13 protein-coding genes and 5 pseudogenes are annotated in these 21,431 nt (G+C 67.6%); 6 read left to right on the top strand and 12 right to left on the bottom strand.

Features of this window, described 5'->3' with window-relative positions:
* Positions 1 to 12: 12 nt before the first annotated feature.
* The 6 genes and pseudogenes from DL544_RS06640 to DL544_RS06615 all read right to left on the bottom strand — a co-directional run bounded on the left by DL544_RS06640 (position 13) and on the right by DL544_RS06615 (position 9,599).
* Entirely contained in the window at positions 13 to 1,173 is a 1,161-nt protein-coding gene (locus DL544_RS06640) for an AAA family ATPase (protein WP_139726921.1), read from the bottom strand.
* 117 nt (positions 1,174 to 1,290) lie between these two features.
* Positions 1,291 to 2,361 (bottom strand): GGDEF domain-containing protein, encoded by a 1,071-nt coding sequence (locus tag DL544_RS06635; RefSeq protein WP_139726920.1) that lies wholly within the window; start codon positions 2,359 to 2,361, stop codon positions 1,291 to 1,293.
* A 133-nt stretch (positions 2,362 to 2,494) separates the two neighbouring features.
* On the bottom strand, positions 2,495 to 3,217 hold the full coding sequence (locus tag DL544_RS06630) for a pseudouridine synthase (protein ID WP_005408708.1): 723 nt from the start codon (positions 3,215 to 3,217) through the stop codon (positions 2,495 to 2,497).
* 34 nt (positions 3,218 to 3,251) lie between these two features.
* A pseudogene (locus tag DL544_RS06625) lies at positions 3,252 to 4,915 on the bottom strand (sensor domain-containing diguanylate cyclase).
* Between the two features lie 108 nt (positions 4,916 to 5,023).
* Positions 5,024 to 7,436 (bottom strand): annotated as a pseudogene (locus tag DL544_RS22375) (putative bifunctional diguanylate cyclase/phosphodiesterase).
* 217 nt (positions 7,437 to 7,653) lie between these two features.
* A pseudogene (locus tag DL544_RS06615) lies at positions 7,654 to 9,599 on the bottom strand (DEAD/DEAH box helicase).
* A gap of 267 nt (positions 9,600 to 9,866) precedes the next feature.
* Between DL544_RS06615 and DL544_RS06610 the strand changes: the two are divergent.
* On the top strand, positions 9,867 to 10,088 hold the full coding sequence (locus DL544_RS06610) for an RNA-binding S4 domain-containing protein (RefSeq protein WP_014036469.1): 222 nt from the start codon (positions 9,867 to 9,869) through the stop codon (positions 10,086 to 10,088).
* Positions 10,089 to 10,099: 11 nt separating this feature from the next.
* Here DL544_RS06610 and ubiM read toward each other — a convergent pair whose 3' ends face one another.
* The 4 genes from ubiM to DL544_RS06590 form a co-directional block, all read right to left on the bottom strand.
* Positions 10,100 to 11,278 (bottom strand): 5-demethoxyubiquinol-8 5-hydroxylase UbiM, encoded by a 1,179-nt coding sequence (ubiM, locus tag DL544_RS06605; RefSeq protein ID WP_065177458.1) that lies wholly within the window; start codon positions 11,276 to 11,278, stop codon positions 10,100 to 10,102.
* Between the two features lie 79 nt (positions 11,279 to 11,357).
* Complete coding sequence (locus DL544_RS06600) at positions 11,358 to 11,747, bottom strand: MAPEG family protein (protein ID WP_095379034.1); 390 nt, start codon at positions 11,745 to 11,747, stop codon at positions 11,358 to 11,360.
* 11 nt (positions 11,748 to 11,758) lie between these two features.
* Positions 11,759 to 12,304, bottom strand: coding sequence for a DUF4019 domain-containing protein (locus DL544_RS06595; protein ID WP_005415810.1), 546 nt, complete (start codon positions 12,302 to 12,304; stop codon positions 11,759 to 11,761).
* Between the two features lie 58 nt (positions 12,305 to 12,362).
* Positions 12,363 to 13,526, bottom strand: a complete 1,164-nt coding sequence (locus tag DL544_RS06590; RefSeq protein ID WP_065177460.1) for a COG3904 family protein — start codon at positions 13,524 to 13,526, stop codon at positions 12,363 to 12,365.
* Positions 13,527 to 13,957: 431 nt separating this feature from the next.
* Here DL544_RS06590 and DL544_RS06580 point away from each other — a divergent pair, with 431 nt between their 5' ends.
* From DL544_RS06580 to DL544_RS06570, 3 genes and pseudogenes are all read left to right on the top strand, one after another.
* Entirely contained in the window at positions 13,958 to 15,436 is a 1,479-nt protein-coding gene (locus DL544_RS06580; RefSeq protein ID WP_065177461.1) for a DNA-3-methyladenine glycosylase 2 family protein, read from the top strand.
* On the top strand, positions 15,433 to 15,924 hold the full coding sequence (locus DL544_RS06575) for a methylated-DNA--[protein]-cysteine S-methyltransferase (RefSeq protein WP_139726918.1): 492 nt from the start codon (positions 15,433 to 15,435) through the stop codon (positions 15,922 to 15,924). The genes DL544_RS06580 and DL544_RS06575 overlap by 4 nt, the downstream gene beginning before the upstream one ends.
* Before the next feature lie 396 nt (positions 15,925 to 16,320).
* Positions 16,321 to 17,569: pseudogene (locus DL544_RS06570) on the top strand (alkaline phosphatase family protein).
* Between the two features lie 132 nt (positions 17,570 to 17,701).
* Here the strand turns inward: DL544_RS06570 and DL544_RS06565 are convergent.
* Both DL544_RS06565 and DL544_RS06560 read right to left on the bottom strand, forming a co-directional pair.
* Positions 17,702 to 17,880 (bottom strand): annotated as a pseudogene (locus DL544_RS06565) (30S ribosomal protein THX).
* A 110-nt stretch (positions 17,881 to 17,990) separates the two neighbouring features.
* Positions 17,991 to 18,404: a MerC domain-containing protein gene (locus DL544_RS06560; protein ID WP_005415804.1), complete on the bottom strand. Its 414-nt coding sequence runs from the start codon at positions 18,402 to 18,404 to the stop codon at positions 17,991 to 17,993.
* A gap of 135 nt (positions 18,405 to 18,539) precedes the next feature.
* Here DL544_RS06560 and DL544_RS06555 point away from each other — a divergent pair, with 135 nt between their 5' ends.
* Both DL544_RS06555 and DL544_RS06550 read left to right on the top strand, forming a co-directional pair.
* A complete protein-coding gene (locus DL544_RS06555; RefSeq protein ID WP_111176297.1) occupies positions 18,540 to 20,747 on the top strand; it encodes a TonB-dependent receptor in 2,208 nt (735 codons plus the stop codon).
* Between the two features lie 168 nt (positions 20,748 to 20,915).
* Positions 20,916 to 21,353 (top strand): hypothetical protein, encoded by a 438-nt coding sequence (locus tag DL544_RS06550; protein WP_139726917.1) that lies wholly within the window; start codon positions 20,916 to 20,918, stop codon positions 21,351 to 21,353.
* Positions 21,354 to 21,431 lie beyond the last annotated feature (78 nt).

Genomic DNA, 21,431 nt, shown 5'->3' with positions numbered 1-21,431 from the left:
TGGATGGCCGCATCAACGCTGCGGCCAATGCCAGGCCGGCGCATCCAGCAGGCCCTGCCCGCTCAACAGCGTGCGGCCCTGGTCCTTGTACAGATGCAGCGAATGGCACCCTGGCGCCTGTTCCAACGCCGCGATCAGCCGGCTGGCGTGCGACACCACCCATACCTGGCTGCGCGCACTGGCTGCGATGATGAGCCGCGCCAGCGCCGGCAGCAGGTCCGGGTGCAGGCTGGTCTCCGGTTCGTTGAGCACCATCAACGGCGGTGGGCGTGGTGTGTGCAGCGCCGCCGCCAGCAGCAGGAAGCGCAGCGTGCCGTCGGAGAGCTCGGCCATCGACAATGGCCGCAGCAACCCAGGTTGGTGGAAGCGCAGCGCCAAGCGTCCATCCAGCGCCTCGAAATCGACCGTGGCGCCCGGGAACGCGTCATCGACGCTGCGTGCCAACGCAACCGGGTCCCCGATCTCGAGGATGGTCACCCAGGCCGCCGCCAGGTCCCGGCCATCGTGATGCAGCACCGGCGTGCGCGTGGCCATCGCCGGTTGCCGCGCCGGGGCGTCGCCATCGCTGCGGAAATGATCATAGAAGCGCCAGCAACGGATGTACTCACGCAGGGTGATCGTTTCGGGCATGCGCTGCGGATCGCCGACCTGGGTGAACAGGCTGTCGAACAGCGACAACCGGTCATCCACCAGATCCCAACCGCGCGCATGGCGCTGCCGCACCATCCCCCCGCGACGATCGACCAGCAGGTTGGCGCTGCGCAGGAACGGCCCGGCCCAGATCGCCTCGGCCTTGATCTGCGGATCCAGCGCAAACGGCGAACGGCTGGGCGGCGGATAGCCGAGATCGATGGCATAGCCCAATTCTTCGGTAGTGAAACCCAGCTTCAGCCCCACCGACACCTGCCGGAGCCCGCCCTGCAGCGGAATCTCGCCGGCCGCAACCCTGCGATCGATGGATTCGGGACCTGCCCACAGCGCCGAACCAAGCCCACCTTCGCGGGCCAGCACCGCCGCGACTCCGCCCTGTGCGGTCTCCGCCAGCAGGCGCAGCGCGCGGTACAGGCTGGACTTGCCACTGCCGTTGTCGCCGGTCACCACATTCAACCGCTGCAGCGGCAGTACCAGCCCATGCAACGAGCGATAGTGGGCGATGGCCAGGGTCTGCAACATGGTCGGCGTCCGGGAAGACAAAGCGTCATGCTGCCCACTCTTGATCGCAGGCGCTGCGACGCGATGTGAATCGGGAAGAGCATCCACGCATGGCGTGGATCTACCGGGCGGGGCACTTCAGCCCGCTACTTCCACCCGGTTGCGGCCATTGCCCTTGGCCCGGTACAGCGCCTTGTCGGCACGTGCCAGCGTGTCGTCCACGCTTTCACCGGGCTGGTGCTGGGCGATGCCGATACTGATCGTGACCGGGACGCCCAGCGGCAGGTCGGCCACGGCCAGGCGCAGGAACTCGCACTGAAGTTCGGCGGTGCGCAGGTCGGTTGCGGGCATCACTGCCACGAACTCCTCGCCGCCATAGCGCGCCGCCATGCCACGGCCGGCAAAGTGCGACCGCAGCAGCACGCCCAGTTCGGCCAGCACGCGGTCGCCGGTGGCGTGGCCCTGGAAGTCGTTGATGTGCTTGAAATGATCGACGTCCAGCAGCGCGACGCAGGCCTCAGCGGGCTGCTCCCCGGTCATCGCCACGGCCTCGTCCAGCGCCGCTGCCATCGCGCGGCGGTTCGGCAGGCCGGTCAGCGCATCAGTGCGGCTCTGCTCGGCCAGGTCGGCGTTCTGCGCCAGCAGCACGTCGTGGTACTCCGACAGCAGGCGCTCATAATCATCGCGTTCCAGCATGTGGTTCTGGATGTCGAGCGCGAAACGGCGCAACTCCATCACCAGCATCACCTGCCGCGACAGTGCGGCCAGCGCCTCGGCCTTGTCGCTGGCCAGGTGTTGCGGCTGTGCGTCGAACACGCACAGCGTACCCAGCGGCAAGCCGTCGGAGCTGATCAGCGGCGCGCCGGCATAGAAGCGGACGTGCGGATCGCCGACCACCACCGGATTGTCGTGGAAGCGCGCATCCTGCAGCGCATCCTCGACCACCATGATCTGCTGCGGCTGCAGGATGGCATGGCCACACATCGATTCGCTGCGCAGGTTTTCCGCCGCATCGATGCCCTGGATCGACTTGAACCATTGCCGTTCGACATCGATCAGGGTCACCGCCGCCATCGAGGTGCCGCAGACCGCCTTGGCGATCACCACCAGGTCGTCGAAGGATTTTTCTCGCTCCGAATCGAGGATGCGGTAGCGATACAGCGCCTCGAGCCGAAGGGCTTCGTTGGCGGGCTTGTCGGGCTTGATCATGCAACGTCACGTTCCGGCAGGTCACCGCGAAGTCTAGCGGAAGCCGGTGAGCAATCCGCATGGCGGTGGTGCCGGCCGTTGGCCGGCATCCCGGATACATCGCGCGCCCATTGCAGCCGGCCAGCGGCCGGCACTACCAGTCCAGCTGCTTCGGCAGCAGGCCCTGCAGCTCCTGCTCGGTCAGGTTGCGCCACTGGCCCGGCTTCAGCGCACCAATCTTGATGTTGTCGATGCGCACGCGGCGCAGCTGGGTCACGCGATAGCCGAACTCGGCGGCCATCAAGCGGATCTGCCGGTTCAGGCCCTGCTGCAGGGTGATGCGGAAACCGAACTTGGCGATGCGCGAAGTCTTGCATGGCAGCGTCATCTGGTCGTGGATGCGAACACCACGCGCCATGCCGCGCAGGAACTCATCGGTGACCGGCTTGTTCACCGCCACCAGGTATTCCTTCTGGTGGCCGTTCTCGGCCCGCAGGATCTGATTGACGATGTCGCCGTTGCTGGTCATCAGGATCAGGCCTTCGGACTCCTTGTCGAGGCGGCCGATCGGGAAGATGCGCTGTTCATGCCCGACGAAGTCGACGATGTTGCCCTTGACCGACGTCTCGGTCGTGCAGGTGACGCCGACCGGCTTGTTCAGCGCGATGTAGACGTGGCGGCGGGCGCCGGGCTTGCGGGCCACGCGCGCGCGCAGTGGCTGGCCATCCACCAGCACCTGGTCTTCCTCGCCCACCACCGCGCCGGTGCCGGCCGGATGGCCGTTGACGGTGACCCGGCGGGCGGCGATCAGGCGATCGGCCTCGCGGCGGGAGCAGAAGCCGGTGTCGGCGATGTGTTTGTTGAGTCGGGTGGTCATCGCCCTATTATCCGGCATCGCCGCCCGCCGCGCTTCATGCCAGGCCGGGTGGATCGAGTTCTTCGCCGTCGAACACCCGGTTGCGGCCGGCACGCTTGGCCACGTACATGGCATGGTCGGCCCGGCGCAGCAGCGCGGCGAGATCGTCCTCGCCCGGCCGCCACTGCGCCAGGCCGATGCTGGCGGTGACCTCCAGGCCGGGCACCTGCAGCGCCCGGGCCGCCTCCGTGATGTGCCGGCGCAGGCGATCCAGGCGCGCCGACGCCGCCTCGCGGGGCATGCCCGGCATCAGCAACAGGAACTCTTCGCCCCCCATCCGCACTACCTGGTCCTGGCTGCGTACCGCGGCACGCAATGCGCGCGCCACCGCCACCAGCACCTGGTCCCCCACGGCGTGGCCATGGCGGTCATTGATGTCCTTGAACAGATCGATATCGAGGAAGCCGATCACCAGCGGGCCACGCTCGCGGTCAACCCGCTCCAAGTGGCGGGCCAGCTGCTGCAGGCCGGCACGGCGGTTGGGCAGGCCGGTCAGGCCATCAGTCTCGGCCAGCTGGCGCAGTTCATCGCGCTGCTGGCGCAGGCGACCCAGCCGCTGGTTCAGTGCGTAGGCGGCCATCATCAGCAGCCAGGTCACCGCCAGCTGCAGGGCCTCCACGCGGTATTCCAGCAACCACGCCGCGCGGCAGGCGTCGGCCAGGATCAACACCAGCATCGGCGCCAGCGCCGCCAGCCCCGCCTGCGCCCAGCGGTCACCGCGCAGCCGTGCCCACACCCGGCCATCAACGCCAGGCCACAGCCCAGCAGATAGGACACCTGCAGGCCCTGCGCCACCCAGGCCAGGCTGTCCCATGGCAGCCAAGGCACCAGTGCAGCCAACGCCAGCAATCCCCAAAGCGCCACCAGCTGGAACGGACGCGAACGCGGCAACAGGCGATCACCGCCATTCAGCCGCCACAGCGCCGGCAGCACCAAGGCCTGCGTGGCCGCAGTCAACACCAGCAGCCACCAGGCACCGCGCTCGCCCACCGGCAACCAGGGTTCCGGATAGCCGCTGAGGCCACCGAGGATGGCCTGCCAAAGCACCAGCACGGTGGTACCGGCGATGTAGACCAGGAAACTGCGGTCGCGGGTGGTGAGGAAGGCCATCAGTGCCGACAACGCCAGTGCGATCGCCACGGCGATGCAGGCCGCGCGCACCAGCAGGCGGGCGGTATCGTTCTGCTGCACTGGACTGGGCGCGCCCAGCCGAAGGGTGGGTACCCAACGCGCCTTCAACGGCGTCTGCCACGACACCAGGAATGGATCGTGACTGCCCGCTGGCGGCACCGCCACCAGCCCGATGCCTGCGCGGAAGCGTGAGTCTCGGGTACGGGCATCGTGCATGTTGCCGCAGATCTCGCGATCGCCATACTGCACGCGGACTTCGCCAGCGAACACATTGAACACGTCCAGGGCCTGCGGTTGCCCCGACCAGCCGCCCGGCGGCGCAGGCACCTGCACCTGCTGCCGGTGACCGGCCAGCATGTCCGGCGTGCATGCGCGATGTGGAGTGGGTTCATCGGTGGCTGCGCCGACCAGCAGGTAATCGCGGCCGGCTTCGACGGCAGCAGCCCACAGTGGCCACGGCGTGGCCAACCACACCAGCAGCACGACCAGCACCGCCCCTGTTCCGTACTGCCACTGCCTGCCGCCCACGCCACATCCTGTTCCTGCTTACGCCCGCGCCCACTGCGCGTCGCCCCTGGCAGGCATTATCGCAGCCGCGGCTGCAACGCATGTGTAGACCAAAGTCGCCGACGGCGTTCAACCTGCGGCAGGCGGGCCCTGCACCGCCACCAGGCGCACCGGCCGCAGGTCGGCCAGGGTCATCCGTTCCAGTGGCTGCGGTCGCTCGACCGCATAGCCCTGCAGGCCCTGCACCCCAAGCCGGGTCAGCGCGGCGGCGACTTCGGCGGTCTCTACCCATTCGGCCACCACCTCCATCTGCAGCTCGCGCCCAAGTTCACTGATCGCGCGCACGGTGGCGTGGCTGACCGGATCGGTATCCATGTCGCGCACGAAGGCCCCGTCGATCTTCAGGATGTCGGCCGGCAGCTGGCGCAGGTAGCCGAACGAGGACAGCCCGGAGCCAAAATCGTCCAGCGCCATCCGGCAGCCGCGCGCCTTCACCGCATCGATGAACGCGCGCGCCTGGCTGAGGTTGCTGATCGCTGCGGTCTCGGTGATCTCGAAGCACAGCTTGGAGGCCAGCGCGCGATTGCGCTCCAGCAGGTCGCAGACGAAGGCGAGGAAGCCGGGTTCGGCGATCGACTGCGCCGACACGTTGACGTTGCACAGTCCCAGCTGCCGCACATGCGCCGGGCACACCTGCAGGTGCCGGAACAGCAGGCCGAGCACGTGCCGGTCCAGCGCCACGGCCATGCCATAGCGCTCCACCGCCGGCATGAACTGGCCCGGCAGGTGCAGGCTGCCATCGCTGCCGCGCATGCGTACCAGCACCTCGTAGTGCAGGTAGGTGGGATCGCCGACGCGGGCGATGCGCTGCGCATACAGCACCATGCGGTTCTCGGCCATGGCCAGGCTGACGCCCTGCAGCCGCTCGGCTTCCCGGCGCCGTTCCTCCAACGCCATGCGGTTCTCGTTGAAGCAGTGCACGCGGTTGCGCCCGGCCTGCTTGGCCGCATAGCAGGCACTGTCGGCGGCGCTCATCAACCAGTTCACATCCGGTGCATCGGCGCTGACCTCGACCACGCCGATGCTGCAGCTCAACTGCGGGCTGCCCTCGCTCACCGGGAACGTCGCCTGCCCCAGATTGCGGATCACCCGCTGCAGCACGCGCTTGGCCTCGTCCTGCCCGGCATGGGCGAGGAACACCGCGAACTCGTCCGCACCCAGCCGGCCCACCCAGTCACCATCGCGCACCGCCGCCACCAGGTAATCGGCGAAGCTGCGCAGCATCTGGTCGCCGGCGGCATGGCCGAAGCTGTCATTGACCAGCTTGAAATGGTCCAGGTTGATGTAGCACAGCGCGTGCGTACCACCTTCGCTGCGCACCTGCAGCAGCGCGCGTTCGAGCAGGCGTTCGATCTCGCGCCGGTTGATCAGGCCGGTCAGCGGGTCATGGCTCGATCTCGCGCGCCAGTGCATGGTTCTGGCTGACGTCTTCGATGATCGCGAACACCGACAGGGCGCCGCCGGCGCTGCGCACACCGGTGCCGCTCCAGCGGCCCCAGACCAGGCTGCCATCACGACGGCGGAAGCGCAGCTCGCTCGGGCGCAGCTGGCGGTCCCAATCGATGCGCCCCACCCCGTCAATGACCAGCTCGCCGTCCATCAGCAGGTCAGCCAGCGACAGCTGCAGCAGCACGTCGCGGCGATGATCGAGGATGTCGGCCATCGCCTGGTTGGCCTCGATCACCTTGCCTTCGGTATCGAGCTTGAGCATGCCGACGTTGGCCTGGTAGAACGCTGCGCGGAAGCGGCTCTCGTGTTCGGTCAGGTCCTTGCCGACGCGGCGCGCCAGGGCCACCGCCATCAGGCTGATCGCCAGCACCGACAGGCCCGCGACCATCAACGTCGCCAGCCTCACCAGCGTCGCCATCCGCAGCAGCGCCTGCGAGAACGCCTGGCTCTGCACCTTCATCCGGCGGTCGAGATCACGCAGTTGCTGCAGGTACTGGTCTCGTGTGGCTGTCAGTAAGGGGCCACCCTCGTGCCGCCGCTGCAACTCATCGACCAGGCGCTGCAGCGCCATCAGGTCCCCGTCGGTCTGCCGCCATAACGCGGTCGCTTCGCGGAAAGCACCGATATCGCGCGCGTAGCGGAACGAAAACACCAGGCGCGGAATGTCGGCGTGCGCGTTGCCCCCCTGCAGGAAGCCCTGCCGGGCCTTCTCTTCGTCAGGCTCCGCCTGTTCCAGCGCCAAGCGCGCCTGCAGATCGCCCAACGGCACCTGCAGGGCCTGGCGTGCATCGTCCAGGTCCTGGACATTGCCGCGCGCCAGGTAGCGACTGAGCGCGGCGGTCGCATCCTGCTGACCGCGCGACCAGTATCCCTGGCCGGCGATCCAGGCGGTGGAGGCCGCCTGCAGTTCCTGGATCAACGCCGACAGTGCGACCAGTCCGATCGCCATGCCGGTCAACAACGCAAATCGCAGTCCCAGCCCCCGGGTCATCGGCACCCGCCGGCTCTGTTGGTCCGTGCCACTCCTACCCATCCTGGATCCCCCGAATGTGCTGCGGTGACAACCTCCTTTGGAACCGGACCAGCCTATGACCGGCAATGTGTTGACCGTGCGAAAAAGGGGACGGAGGGGATTAAGTCGTTTTCGGCATAAGCGCATGGCCTGCCATATACGACTTAATCCCCTCCGTCCCCTTTTCCTGTACACCGGCCCGGGGGCCGGCGTTGCTCTGGACGGCTGTGGGTGCGGCTTAGAAGCTGCGCGGGCCGCGCGGCTTGAAGCCATCACGACGTGGCGGGCGGCTGTCGCGGTCACCGCCGCGGTCGCCCCCATGGCCACCCGGACCACCCGGACCACCACGACGCGGGCCACCGGGGCCGCCCGGACCACGCTTGTCGAAGCGCGGCTTGAACGGACGCGGGGCCGGGTTGATCTCTTCACCGGCCGCCAGCGGACGCATCTGCAGCTGCTGGCCGGACACCCACACCTTCTGCAGGTGCGACAGCACGTCCGGCGGCATCTGTGCCGGCAGGTCCAGCAGCGAGAAGTCGTCGTGGATGTCGATGCGGCCGATGAAACGGCTTTCCAGGCCGGCTTCGTTGGCGATGGCGCCGACGATGTTGGCCGGCTTCACGCCGTGCTGGTGGCCGACCGAAATACGGTAGGTCTCCATGCCCTGCTCCGGCGCACCACGCGGCGGAACCTCGCGGCGCGGACGCGGCTCGAAACCACCTTCGGCGTCGTCGCGACGCGGGCCACGCTCGAAGCGCGGACCCCGCTCGTTGCGGTCGAAGCGATCGCCACGCTCCGGGCGGTCGCCACGGTCGAAGCGCTCGCGCGGCGCGCGCTCTTCACGCGGGGCACGCACCGGCGGCTGCAGCAGGAACGGGGTATCGCCCTGCAGCATCCTGGCCAGCGCGGCCGCGATCTCGATGGCCGGCACGTTCTGCTCGTTCTCGAAGCGCTCCAGCAGCTGGCGGTAGAAGTCCAGGCCGCCGGCGCCGAGCGTTTCGGTGATGCGCGAGGTGAACTTGTTGATGCGGGTGTCGTTGACCGCCTCCACGCTCGGCAGCTGCATCTCTTCGATCGGCTGGCGGGTAGCGCGCTCGATCTGGCGCAGCATGCCCTTCTCGCGCGGGGTGGCGAACAGGATCGCCTCACCGCTGCGGCCGGCACGGCCGGTACGGCCGATGCGGTGCACGTAGCTCTCGGTGTCGTACGGGATGTCGTAGTTCAGCACGTGGCTGATGCGCTCCACGTCCAGGCCGCGGGCGGCCACGTCGGTGGCGACCAGGATGTCCAGCTTGCCTTCCTTCAGCATGGCGATGGTGCGCTCGCGCTGGGCCTGCTGCATGTCACCGTTGATGGCGGCAGCGGCCAGGCCACGCGCCTGCAGCTTGCTGGCCAGTTCTTCGGTGCCGGCCTTGGTGCGCGCGAAGATGATCATCGCGTCGAACGGCTCGACTTCCAGGATGCGGGTCAGCGCGTCCAGCTTGTGCATGCCGCTCACCCACCAGTAGCGCTGGCGGATGTTGGCCGAGGTGGTGGTCTTGGCCGCGATGGTCACTTCCACCGGGTCCTGCAGGTAGGTCTGCGCGATGCGGCGGATCTGCGGCGGCATGGTGGCCGAAAACAGGGCCACCTGGCGCTGCTCCGGCAGCTTCTTCAGCACGGCTTCCACATCGTCGATGAAGCCCATGCGCAGCATTTCATCGGCTTCGTCCAGCACCAGGGTCTTCAGCTCGGACAGGTCCAGGGTGCTGCGGTCCAGGTGATCGATCACGCGGCCGGGGTGCCGACCACGATGTGCACGCCACGGCGCAGCGCCGACAGCTGCTGGCCGTAGGGCTGGCCGCCGTACACCGGCAGCACGCGGAAGCCCGGGATCTTCGACGAATAGGACTGGAACGCCTCGGCAACCTGGATGGCCAGTTCGCGGGTCGGCGCCAGGATCAGGGCCTGGGGCTTGATCTGCTGCAGGTCGATGTTGGACAGTACCGGCAGTGCGAACGCAGCGGTCTTGCCGGTACCAGTCTGGGCCTGGCCCAGCACGTCGCGGCCTTCCAGCATCGCCGGGATGGTGGCGGCCTGGATCGGCGACGGGGTTTCGTAGCCGATGGCGGTGACCGCCTGCATCACGGGCTCGGACAGGCCGAGCTGCGCGAACTGCAGCGGCGCTTGGGAATCTTGGGACATGGGGAACTCCGAAGGCACTGCCGTCTTCCTGGCAGTGCGATAAAAAGGGTGATGGTCCGCGCTTTGGGCGCCCTTCTTATCGCGTGCCCTGGCGCTGCTCGGTCGGAGGAGATTTCACTCGCTCAGAGCGGAATGATACCGCATTGATCCTGAACGAGGCGTACAGCTTTCCATGCGCGTGCCGTCGTGCCCCGTGCTGGCGCACAATACGCGCCCGCTTCCCGGCCCGGCCGCTGGCCTGCGCCCTCTTTCCAGGACCCTCGCTCCATGCAGATTCTCGAATTCGACCTCGACGGCGACTACGTCGAACTCAAGCAGCTGCTGAAGCTGGCCGACCTGGTCACCAGCGGCGGCGAGGCCAAGATGGTCATCAGCGAGGGCCAGGTGCGGGTCGATGGTGAGGTCGAACTGCGCAAGGCCTGCAAGATCCGCGCAGGCCAGGTGGTCGAGTTCGCCGACAGCCAGATCCGCGTGCTGGCCGCTGGCTGATCCGAGAGTGTTCAGGCCACGCGCTGGGTCAGGTGCGAGGCAATCAGCTGTCTGAACGGTGCCACGCCCTGCGCCAGGCGCAGGCCCGCGGCCCGCAGCAGGCGTGCCGGGCGACGATCGTCGGTGTACAGGCTGGCGATCGCGTTGGTGGCCTCGTACAGCGGCCGCGACGCCAACCGATGACCGCGTTGGTAGCTGGCCAGCATGCCGGCGGCGGCAATGTCGGCACCGCGCCGCTGCTGCGCGACGATGCCCTGTGCCAGCCGCTGTGCGCTGGCCAGTCCCAGATTGAAGCCGTGCGCGGTGACCGGGTGCATGCCCACCGCGGCATCGCCGATCAGCGCGGAACGCTCGCCGACGAAACGGTGCGCGTACACACCTACCAGCGGATACGCCTGCGGCGTGGCCACCGGCTGCATGCGGCCCAGCCGATGCTCAAAGCAGGCACTGATGGCATCGCCGAAGGCCACCTCGTCCATCGCCAGCAGTTCTTCGATCTGCCGCGGCGGCAGCGTGATCACCGCCGATGCCTGGCCCTCGTTGAGCGGCAGCAGCGCCATGGTGCGGCCGTAGCCGAACCACTCCCAGGCCGTGTGGTGATGGTCGCGCTCGACCTGCATGCGGCATACCAGCATCGACTTGCCGAAGTCGCGCATCTGCGCACCGATGCCGAGCATGCGGCGGGTGGCGGAGAAGCGGCTGTCAGCCGCGACCAGCAGTCGCGCGTGCAGTTGACTGCCGTCATCGAGTCTGACCACGTGGCCCTGCGCATCGGCCTGCACGCCCAGCACCTTGCGCCCATCGAACAGCTCCAGCGCATCCTGGCCCTGCACGGCATCCCAGGCGGCGCGGCGGATCAGGTGGTTGGGCACCAGCCAGCCCAGCGGCTGGCCATCAACCTGGCTGCTGGCGAAGGTCAACGCGAACGGCGAGCCGCCGTTCATCACCCTGGCATCGCGCAGCTCGGCGACTTCGGCCTGCGGCAGGCGCTGCCACAGCCCCAGTTGCTCCATGCTCTGCCGCGAGGCATGGGTCAGCGCGATCTCGCGGCCATCGAAGGCGGCTTCGGCCAGGGCCTGGCGCGGCTGCACTTCGACCAGCCCGACCTGCAGGCCACTGCCGGCCAGCGCACGCGCGAAGCACAGTCCCGCCGGTCCGGCGCCGACCACCACCACGTCCATCCTGCGCATGCGCGCCTCCTGCCGTTGATTCAGTCCGGGCCAGCATAGCGCCGCGCGCATGACTGGCCTTGATCTGGATCAGGCCCGGCTACAGCAGTGCGAACACCAGCGCCAGGATCGACAGCAGCGATACGAGCCAGACCAGGCTGCGCACGTAGGGCACGCCTGCGGCATACAGCGGCAGGTAGACCACACGCGCCCAGACGTAGGCCTGCGCAGCCAGCGCCGTGGTGTCGTTGCTGCGCCCGGCCACGACCACCGCGATGGCGGCAGCGGCGAAGAACGGGAACGTTTCCAGGAAGTTGGCCTGCGCACGCTGCAGGCGACCGGCCAGCGCGCTGAGCGGCTTTGCATCGCCATCGCGTGCCGAGGCATTCCACTTCATCCCGCGCTCGCGGGTGACCACGGTGGAGGTGGCGAAGATGTAGACAAAGCCCAGCAGCACCGACCAGGCCAGCATTGTCAGCTCAGTTGCCATCGTTCATCTCCTCAGGGTGCCGACGCGCGCAGGCTGTAACCGGCCAGGCGCCAGACCTGGTCTTCGTCGAAGCGGAACGAGACCAGCTCGCGCACCGGCTGCGCGCTGTTGGCGAAACGGGTCGGGAAGCTGACGTTGATGTACAGCCCTTCCGGCACTGCGGCGCCGGGGCTGTACTTGACCCGGGTGATGGTCGGCTGGCCACGCCCGGCCAGCGCACCCAGGCGCGTGCGCTCGGCGGCCAACTGGCTGACGAAGGTGGCTTTCGGCACCGCACGGCGCGCGACGGCCGAAGCGCCATCCCACAATTCGCCGGCGCGGTTGGCATCGACCAGCTGCGCCGCCTTCAACGCAGCCGCGCCCATTTCCGCGTCCTGCTTCTGCACCTGGGCCTGCTGCGCAGCGGTCAACGCCGGGGCACCGGCAGTGGCGGGCTTCGCAGCCGCCGGCGATGCCGGGGCCGGGCGTGCCGGAGCTGGTGCAGGCGTGGCCGGCGCAGGTGCCTGCGCCAACGCAGTCAGGGGCAGCAGGGACAGCAGCAGGAGCACGCGCTTCATGGACACCGCCGGTTTTCTGGAGAGAACCGCAGTCTACGCCAGCGCGGTGACTATGCTGTCAGCGTGCCGGGGCGTCGCCCTCCACCGCTGCCGCATCAGCCTGCGCGGCGGGCGCGGCGGCGTTCCCTGGCGCCTGTTCGGCCACCGGCGGGGGCTCCGGCGGCGCTGGTGGCAGCGTCGCCACATCGATCTCCGACAGCGGGCTTTCGTCGGGACAGACCGCGTCCGGGAAGCCGAAGCGCTGCTTCAACGCCTGGCCACAACTGTTGATCGACTCCATGTCGGCGCCTTCGCGCTTGCACTGCTGGTCGAAGGCGACCAGGAAGGCGTCCTTGCGCTGCACGAAATCGTCGCCGCAGGCACGCATCTGCTTGATCCGTTCCAGATCGTCCTGCACCGCATTGGTGCCATCCAGGCCGTACTGGCGCAGTTCGTCCGGGGTCAGCAGGCGCAGGCTGCGGTTGGGCACGGTCATCATCAGATCGGCCACACCGACCGCCACGCCGTTGCGCTGCAGGTAGTCCTTCACGTTGTCGTAGACCTCGTGCAGCTCGCGGTTGAGCTCGGCGCGCGAGGTGGCCTTGGAGCTGATGCGCATCATGCGGTGGATGCCGACCTTGCCCGACAGCAGGCGGTTGTCGCCGGCGGCCAGCACGAACACGCAGGCGCTGTGGCAGATCGAGCCTTCGCGCACCCAGATGGTCCAGCCCGATTCACCGATGCTGTCACCGGCGACGATCGCCGACTCCACCTGCCCGCCACTGGAATCCAGGTCAAGGATGCGCTTGTGGATCTTCTGCTGGTCGGCCACCACCGCCAGACGCCACATCATCTCGGCGAAGCCCGGATTGATCTTGCCGGCGTAGCGCACGCGCATCAGGCCACGCTCGGCGCACGGGGCCAGGGCCTGGGTGATCTGCTCGCGCTGCAGGCCTTCCAGCTCGACACCGTCGCCAGCTTCGCCGGCGTACTCGGTGCTGCAACTGATCCAGGCGCGTCCATTCTCCAGCTGCGCCTGCGGCCACGGCCGGTCCTCCCGGCTGCGCGGCGGTGCCGGCGGCGGCGGTGCGTCAGCCGCATTGATCGACACCATGTTCTCGCCATCGCTGGACGGCGCCCGCGCGGCCTTGTCGGCGGCAGTCACATTGCCCGGATTCTCCAGCTGGCTGCAGCCCGCCAGGGCCAGGCACAACAGGGGCAACCAGCGGAGTTTGGCGGACATCGGGCAACCGGTCTTCACGTGAGCAAGAGCCACAGTCTACCCGTCCAGGCCGCGCATTCAGTGCGTGGTGATGAACCCCTTCTGACCCTTGGGGAAAAAGCGTGTCGACCAAGGTCGACACCTACCAGAGCGGGATGCCCTTCCGACAGATCGCAGGAACCTGTCGAAGGCGGGGTGGGCCCGGTTGCGGGAGACGCCGTAAACCCGTCCTTGGGGGCTTGGCCGCGGCATCCATGCCGCGGACACTCCCGCAACCGGGCCCACCCCGCCTCCCCACAGAAAACCAGCTTCTGCCGTTGCCGTTGCCGTTGCCGTTGCCGGCCAGCGGCCGGCACTACCGCGGGTGCCGGGCGCAGCCCAGCCTGCCCCCCTTCAGCATCCATGTCCGAATGTGGCGAGTATCGCCGCCCGCGCGGGCCTAGACTGGCGCCATGGACACCGCCCTCGCCCTCGACACCGCCGCCTGCGACCGCGCCCGCCTGGCCCGCGACGCACGCTTCGACGGCGTGTTCTTCACCGCCGTGCGCAGCACCGGCATCTACTGCCGCCCGGTGTGCCCGGCACCGCCGCCGAAGCCGCGCAACATCACCTACTTCCCCACCGCCGCGGCCGCCGCGGCCGCCGGGTACCGCCCCTGCCTGCGCTGCCGCCCGGAATTGGCACCGCAGGCCCAGCAGGCCCTGGCCGGACAGACCGTGCAGCGCGCACTGGCGCTGATCCACGGCGGCTTCCTGCAGGAGCAGCCGGTGGCCGATCTTGCAACGAAGCTCGGCCTCAGCGCGCGCCAACTGCAGCGCCTGTTCGTCGAACATCTCGGCGCAACGCCCGGGCAGATCCACGCAACCCATCGCCTGTTGCTGGCCAAACAGTTGCTGACCGAAACCACGCTGGCGGTGACCGACGTCGCGCTGGCTGCCGGCTACAACAGCCTGCGCCGCTTCAATACCGCGTTCCTGCAAGGCTGTGGGATGGCGCCGACCGCCCTGCGTCGCCAGCATCAACCGTTGGCTGCAGATGATGGCGGCCTGGTGCTGCGCCTGGGCTACCGTCCACCACTGGACTTCCCACGCATGCTGGCCTTCCTGCGCAAACGCAGCCTGCCCGGCATCGAACTGATCGGTGAAGACAGCTACCAGCGCGTATTGGGCGCGCCGGAGCGCCCCACCCTGCTGCGCGTCACCGCCGATTCGAAGCGCCCGGAACTTCGCCTGCAATTGGGCGCGGTGGATCCGCGCTTGATCCCTGACATCGTGCGCCGCGTGCGTCGCGTGTTCGATCTGGATGCCGACCTGCAGCAGGTGCATGCCGCGCTCGGCGAGGAACCTCTGCTGGCGCGCGGGATCGCCGAGCGCCCCGGGCTGCGCGTGCCCGGCGGCTGGGATGGCTTCGAGGTGGGCGTACGCGCGGTGCTCGGGCAGCAGGTCAGCGTGGCCGCGGCCACCACCTTCGCGCGGCGCCTGGTCGACGCCTATGGCGCGCACCTGCCGGGCATGCCATCCGACTTCGATCGCCAGTTTCCAGCGCCCGAGGTACTGGCCGAGGCACCATTGGAGTCAATCGGCCTGCCGCGCAGCCGCGCCGCCACCGTGCGCGCCCTGGCCGCCGCCTGCGCCAGCGGCCGGCTCGACTTCGGGCCCGGCCAGGCCTTGGAGGAATTCGTTGCGCGCTGCGTTGCACTGCCCGGCATCGGCCCCTGGACCGCGCAGTACATCGCCCTGCGTGGCCTCGGCCAGCCCGATGCCTTCCCGGCCGGCGACCTTGTACTGCAGCAGGTGCTCGGCCACGCGCAGGGCCAGCGCCTGAGCGAACGCGCGACCGAAGCGCGCTCGCAACCCTGGCGCCCGTGGCGCGCCTACGCGGTGCTGCACCTGTGGCACCTGTCCGGCACGTTCGTTGGAGAACCGACATGACCCTGTTGTTCGATCGTTTCGACAGCCCGATCGGCGTATTGACCATCGCCGGTGACGAGCGTGGTCTTGCGCACGTGCTGTTTCCGGAGAACCGTCACCCCGCACGCGGGCGCGACGGCTGGCATTACGCACCGGATGCACTGCCGGAGGCACGCGAACAGCTGCTGCAGTTCCTGCACGGTGAACGCAGCCGGCTCGACCTGCAGCTGGCACCACGCGGCACGCCGTTCCAGCTGCGCGTGTGGCAGGCGCTGGCGTTGATTCCGTTCGGCCAGACCTGGAGCTATCTGCAGTTGGCGCAGCACCTGGGCCAACCCAGCGCGACCCGCGCGGTGGGCGCGGCCAATGGCCGCAATCCATTGCCGATCATCCTGCCCTGCCACCGCGTGATCGGCAGCAACGGTGCACTGACCGGCTTCGGTGGCGGCTTGGAAACCAAGGCCGCGCTGCTGCGGCTGGAACAGCGCCAGGCCCCGCTGTTCGCCTGAGAGGGCCGGCCGGGCTGCGCCCGGCACCCGCAGAGGCAACGGCAAGGTCAAGAGCCAATACAGCTCCGATTTTCTACGCGTTGGGTGGGGCGGTATGGGTGGGCAGGACACGCCGTAAACCCATCCATGGGGGTCGATGGCGCCATCCATGGCGCCAACGGTCCTGCCCACCCACACCGCCCCACCTTCGACAGATTCCCGCGGCGGCTGGCAGGTGTCGACCTTGGTCGACACGATAGATCCACGCCATGCGTGGATGGAGGCATCTGGAATCTGTCTGGAGAAAAGCCCCCTTCTTGTTGAAGGGCGCGCGCCGACAGGCGCGGGGATAAGGAAAAATGCGCGGACACCGCGCCGTGTCTTGGGCGCGTCATTGCGCCGGCTTATCATGCGCGGATGACTTCCGTACGCCTGACCTGTGCGCTGGCGCTGCTGCTGCCCCTGGCTGCCTGCACCACCGCGCCCCCCCTCCGCCTCCGTTCCCACTTCCATCGCTGCGGCGGCACCGCCGAAGCTGCTGCTGATCTCCATCGACGGCCTGCGCGCCGATGCGCTGGACCGCAGCCTGACCCCGAACCTGCAACGCCTGATCGATGGCGGCGTGCGCGCACGCTGGATGACCCCGTCCTATCCGTCGCTGACCTTCCCGAATCACTACACCCTCGTTACCGGCCTGCGCCCGGACCACCACGGCATCGTCAACAACAGCATGGACGATGAAGCACTGGGCCGGTTCGAGCTGAGCAATCGCGAAGCGGTTACCACCAGTGGCTGGTGGGGCGGCGAACCGATCTGGGTCGGCGCCGAGAATGCTGGCGTGCGTTCGGCCACCACGTCATGGCCGGGCAGTGAATCGGAGATCCGTGGCGTACGCCCCAGCCAGTGGCGCATCTACGACGGCAAGGAGCCGCTGGAACAGCGCGCCGGCATCGTGCTCGATTGGCTGTCACAGACCGACGCCGATGCCCCCCGCCTGACCACGCTGTACATGGAACACGTGGACAAGGCCGGTCACAACTACGGCCCCGAGTCGAAGCAGTACGCCGACGCCATCGTGCGCGCCGACCAGATCGTCGGCCAGGTGCTCGATGGGCTGCAGCAGCGCGGCCTGGCCTCGACCACCAACGTGATCGTGGTCTCTGACCATGGCATGGCCAGTGTCCCCGCTGGCCAGGTGATCGCCACCGAATCGATGGTCGACCCGGCGATTGCGCGCAATGTCAGCCAGGGCCAGTCGGTCGGCTTCGCACCGGTGGTCGGCCATGAAGCCGCCGCCGAACGCGCTCTGCTCGGCCGCCACGCGCACTACGAATGCTGGAAGAAAGAAAAACTGCCGGCGCGCCTGCACTACGGCACCCATCCGCGCATTCCCGCCATTGTCTGCATGATGGATGAAGGCTGGGATGCCCTGCATCAGGAAAAGATCGCCAAGCGCGAACAGCAGGACCGCGGCTCGCACGGCTACGACAACGCGCTGCCGTCCATGCGCGCGGTGTTCGTGGCCAGTGGCCCGTCGTTCCGCCAGGGCCTGGTGATCGATGGCTTCGACAATGTCGATGTCTATCCACTGCTGGCACACCTTCTGCAGGTACCAGCCGCGCCGAACGACGGCAACCCGGAAACGCTGAAGAAGACCCTGCGCTGATCCGGTTGTAGAGCCGAGCCCACGCTCGGCTGCATTGCGCCAGCCGGGCATGGGCTCGGCTCTGCAAAATCATGCATAAAAAAACGCGGCGCCAGGCGCCGCGTTTTTCCTTGGACCAGTCGCGCGGCCGGATCAGGCCTTGGCGACGGCCTTCTTCGCCACGGCCTTCTTCGCCGGAGCCTTGGCCACGGTCTTCTTGGCAACCGGGCGGCGGCGCCTACGGCGACCTTGCTCGCGGTATGCGAACGGGCGTTGCCGTAGCTGGCGTTGTAGCGCTTGCCCTTGGCGGTCTTGCGGTCACCCTTACCCATGTCTTCAACTCCTCAAGTGTGAAATCTGGTTACCCCGTACTGACACGGGTTCGGCGGGGCCGCCTTGCTGGGCGCCCCCGCGCACGATCGAAAATCCTATCATGGAGCGCCTAGTGCGCGCAGCTGGCGTCGTGTACGTGGCCGTGGTTCAGGCGCAGGTTGACCAGATGGGCAACGCCCACCAGCAGGCCACCGATGGTCATCACCACCGCATGCGGCACGGCGTTGTGATGCAGCGGCTCGTACAGCACGCCAGCCCACAGCGCGACCAGGCCGGGGATCAGGAAGCCCAGCGCACGCAGCGCGCCATGGCGGCGGTAACCCCAGACCAGGCTGAACAGCCCAAGCAGGGTCACGAACAGCACCAGCGCCTGTTCAACGCCGTCGCTCAGCCAGAACGACAGGCCCAGCGAGGGCGCTGCCGCCAGCAGCACCGGGATGACTGCGCAATGCACCGCGCACAGCATCGAACCGGTGGCACCGAAACGGTCGAGCAGGTGGCGCAGGCGTGAGGACAAGGACATGACTTCCAGCAGGGTCGGCGAATCGTTATGGAATAATATAACATCCCTTCCCGACCCGCACGCTTTCCCTCCCCCTGTCCCATCGACGGGATTCGTGCGCCCCGCGATTGATACAGTGTAACAAAGGACCCATCCATGCCCGCCCACACCGCACGGCTCAAGCCGCATTCCCTGGCCCTGGCCCTCGCCGCCCTGCTGCCGTCCGTCGCCTTTGCAGCCGGTCAGGACACCGCCCATCGTGACCGCCACCTGACCGAGCTGTCCTCGGTGCAAGTCACCGCGTCGCCGCTGCAGGGCGATGCCGAATCCCTTGCGCGCCCGGTGGAGGTGCTGGCCGGTGAGCGCCTGGACGAACAGAAGGCCGGCACCCTCGGCGATACCGTGGCCAAGCTGCCCGGCGTGCAGAGCACCTTCTTCGGGCCCGGCGTCGGGCGCCCGATCATCCGCGGCCAGGAAGGCCCACGCGTTGCGGTGCTGTCCAACGGCATGGGCAACATGGATGCATCCACCGTCAGTGCGGACCATGCCACCAGCATCGAGCCGTTCCTGGCTGACCAGATCGAAGTGCTGAAGGGGCCGGCCACGCTGCTGTTCGGCAGCGGTGCCATCGGTGGTGCAGTCAATGTGGTCGACGGCCGCATCGCGCGCGAGCTGCCCGAGCGCCCGCTCAGCGGCCGCGCCGAGCTGCGTGGCAATTCGGTGAACAACGAGCGCAGCGGCATGTTCCGCCTCGATGGCGTCAGCGGCAATGTCGTGCTTCATGTGGACGGCCTGGTGCGCAATGGCGACGACTACCGCATTCCCGGCTATGCGGTGATCGACAGCCTGGAAGACCACCACGACGACCACGACCACGACCACGCGGGCGAGGAAGGCGAAGAGCCGCGTCGCGGCCGCCTCGACAACAGCTCCATCCGCACCCGCGCCGGCGGCGTCGGCGCCACCTGGCTGGGCGAAGGCGGCTACTTCGGCGTGTCGGCCAGCACCTACCGCACCAACTACGGCATTCCCAACGGCGCACACGTGCACGCCGACGGCGACGATCACGGCCATGACCACGGCCACGACCACGGCGATGAAGAGGAAGGCGGCGACGAGCATGACGTGCGCATCGACATGGTGCAGAACCGCTTCGAGACCAAGGCCGGCATCTACAACCCGGTCTCGTTCCTGAAGAACATCAACGCACGCGTGGCCTACACCGACTACGAGCACGTGGAGCTGGAGGCCGGCACGCCCTCCACCCGCTTCACCAACCGTGGCATCGAGGCGCGCCTGGAAGCGGTGCAGCAGCAGATCGGTGGGTGGGACGGCGCCTTCGGCCTGCAGTTCGGCAACAGTGATTTCGGCGCCAAGGGTGAAGAAGCGTTCGTACCGGATACCGGTACGAAGAACATCGGCCTGTTTGTACTGCAGGAAAAGCAGTTCGGCCCGTTCAAGCTGGAACTGGGCGGCCGCCACGACCAGGTCAAGCTGGACCCGACCGGTGACTACCGGCGCCGCACCTTCGGCGCCACCAACCTCTCGGCTGCCGGCATCTGGAAGCTCAACGACGCGGTCGACCTGCGCATCGGCGTGGACAGCTCCGAGCGTGCACCCACCAACGAAGAGCTGTACGCCGCCGGCGCGCACATTGCTACCCGTTCGCTGGAGATCGGCGACGGCAACCTGAAGACCGAGCGCGGCCAGCGCGTGGAGCTGGGCATCCACACCCACAGCGAGCGCCTGGACTTCTCCGCCTCGGTCTACCAGACCAAGTTCAAGGACTTCATCTACCTGGCCGACACCGGCGTTACCGAGGGCCTGCCAGTTCGTGCGTGGACCCAGCAGGACGCGGTATTCCGCGGTGCCGAGGCCGAGGCCCTGGTGCACCTGTTCGAGGGCGGCGCCGGTGACTGGGACCTGCGCCTGTTCGGTGACTACGTGAAAGCCAAGCTGGATGGCAGCGGCAGCCGCAACCTCGACATTGCCGTTCCGCATGGCGACCACAACCATAACTACAGCGTGGAACTTGCCAACACCGGCTACCTGCCGCGCATCGCCCCGGCCCGCGTCGGTGCCGACCTGCGCTGGTCGAAGGACGGCTGGCGCGCCTCGGTCGGTGCGGTGCGTTACAGCCGCCAGAAGGACGTGGCGCAGAACGAGGAGCCGAGCGATGGCTACACCCTGGTCGATGCGCACCTGGCCTATCGTTGGGACCGCAACGCCAGCAACAGCTACGAGGTGTTCCTGGATGGCAGCAACCTGACCAACCGCGAAGTGCGTCCGCATACCTCTCTGCTGCGCGACTACTCGCCGCTGCCGGGCCGTGGCGTCGCATTCGGTATCCGCGCGTTCTTCTGATCGGCTTACGCCGTCGGAACATTACCCGAGGGGCCGAAAGGCCCCCTCTTTTTGTCGTATATGGCATGAACTGGTGAAAGCGGCGCACTACCAATGCGTCACCATCTACTACGCGGCTAGACTCAGCCCGGTATCAATCCAATAGAAAAACTGAGCGGAAACACTTGCATGACCATGAGTCTCGATGCCGAACTGAAAGAACGCATCCTTGCAATCGCCAAATGCGGGAGAACCGCTTGGCTGGCCGGTGACATCGCGGAGGCAGAGCATCGCTTCCTTGAAAGCTGGGACATGATTCCAGAGCCCAAGTCATCCTATGACCACGCCCAGAGTTCATCGTATGGAATAGCAGTTTTCTATCGCGATACCGCCCAGTTTGAGAAGGCCAGAGCGTGGGCGATGGTCGCCAGAGACATTTATGGACAAGGAGAAGCCTCAAGCGAGTACATGGACGAGCTCCTTGCAACGATTGAGTTCGAATCGGGAAACCTTGATGCAGCCTACGCGCTGTTCGAACCGCAGCACCGCAAGTACGGCAGACGTGCCTTTGAGGGCCATGAGAAGGGGTTCATTGATTTCATCAAGAGCAGGAAGAAGGCCAGATGAGCGGATCAGCCACCGGCTAGCCGCATCCGTTCCGGCCCCAAGCCTTTTCATCCACGCATGGCGTGGATCTACAGCAAC

This window comes from Stenotrophomonas sp. pho (assembly GCF_006228405.1).
GTDB lineage: Bacteria > Pseudomonadota > Gammaproteobacteria > Xanthomonadales > Xanthomonadaceae > Stenotrophomonas > Stenotrophomonas sepilia.
This window is presented reverse-complemented; position numbering and strand designations above follow the sequence as displayed.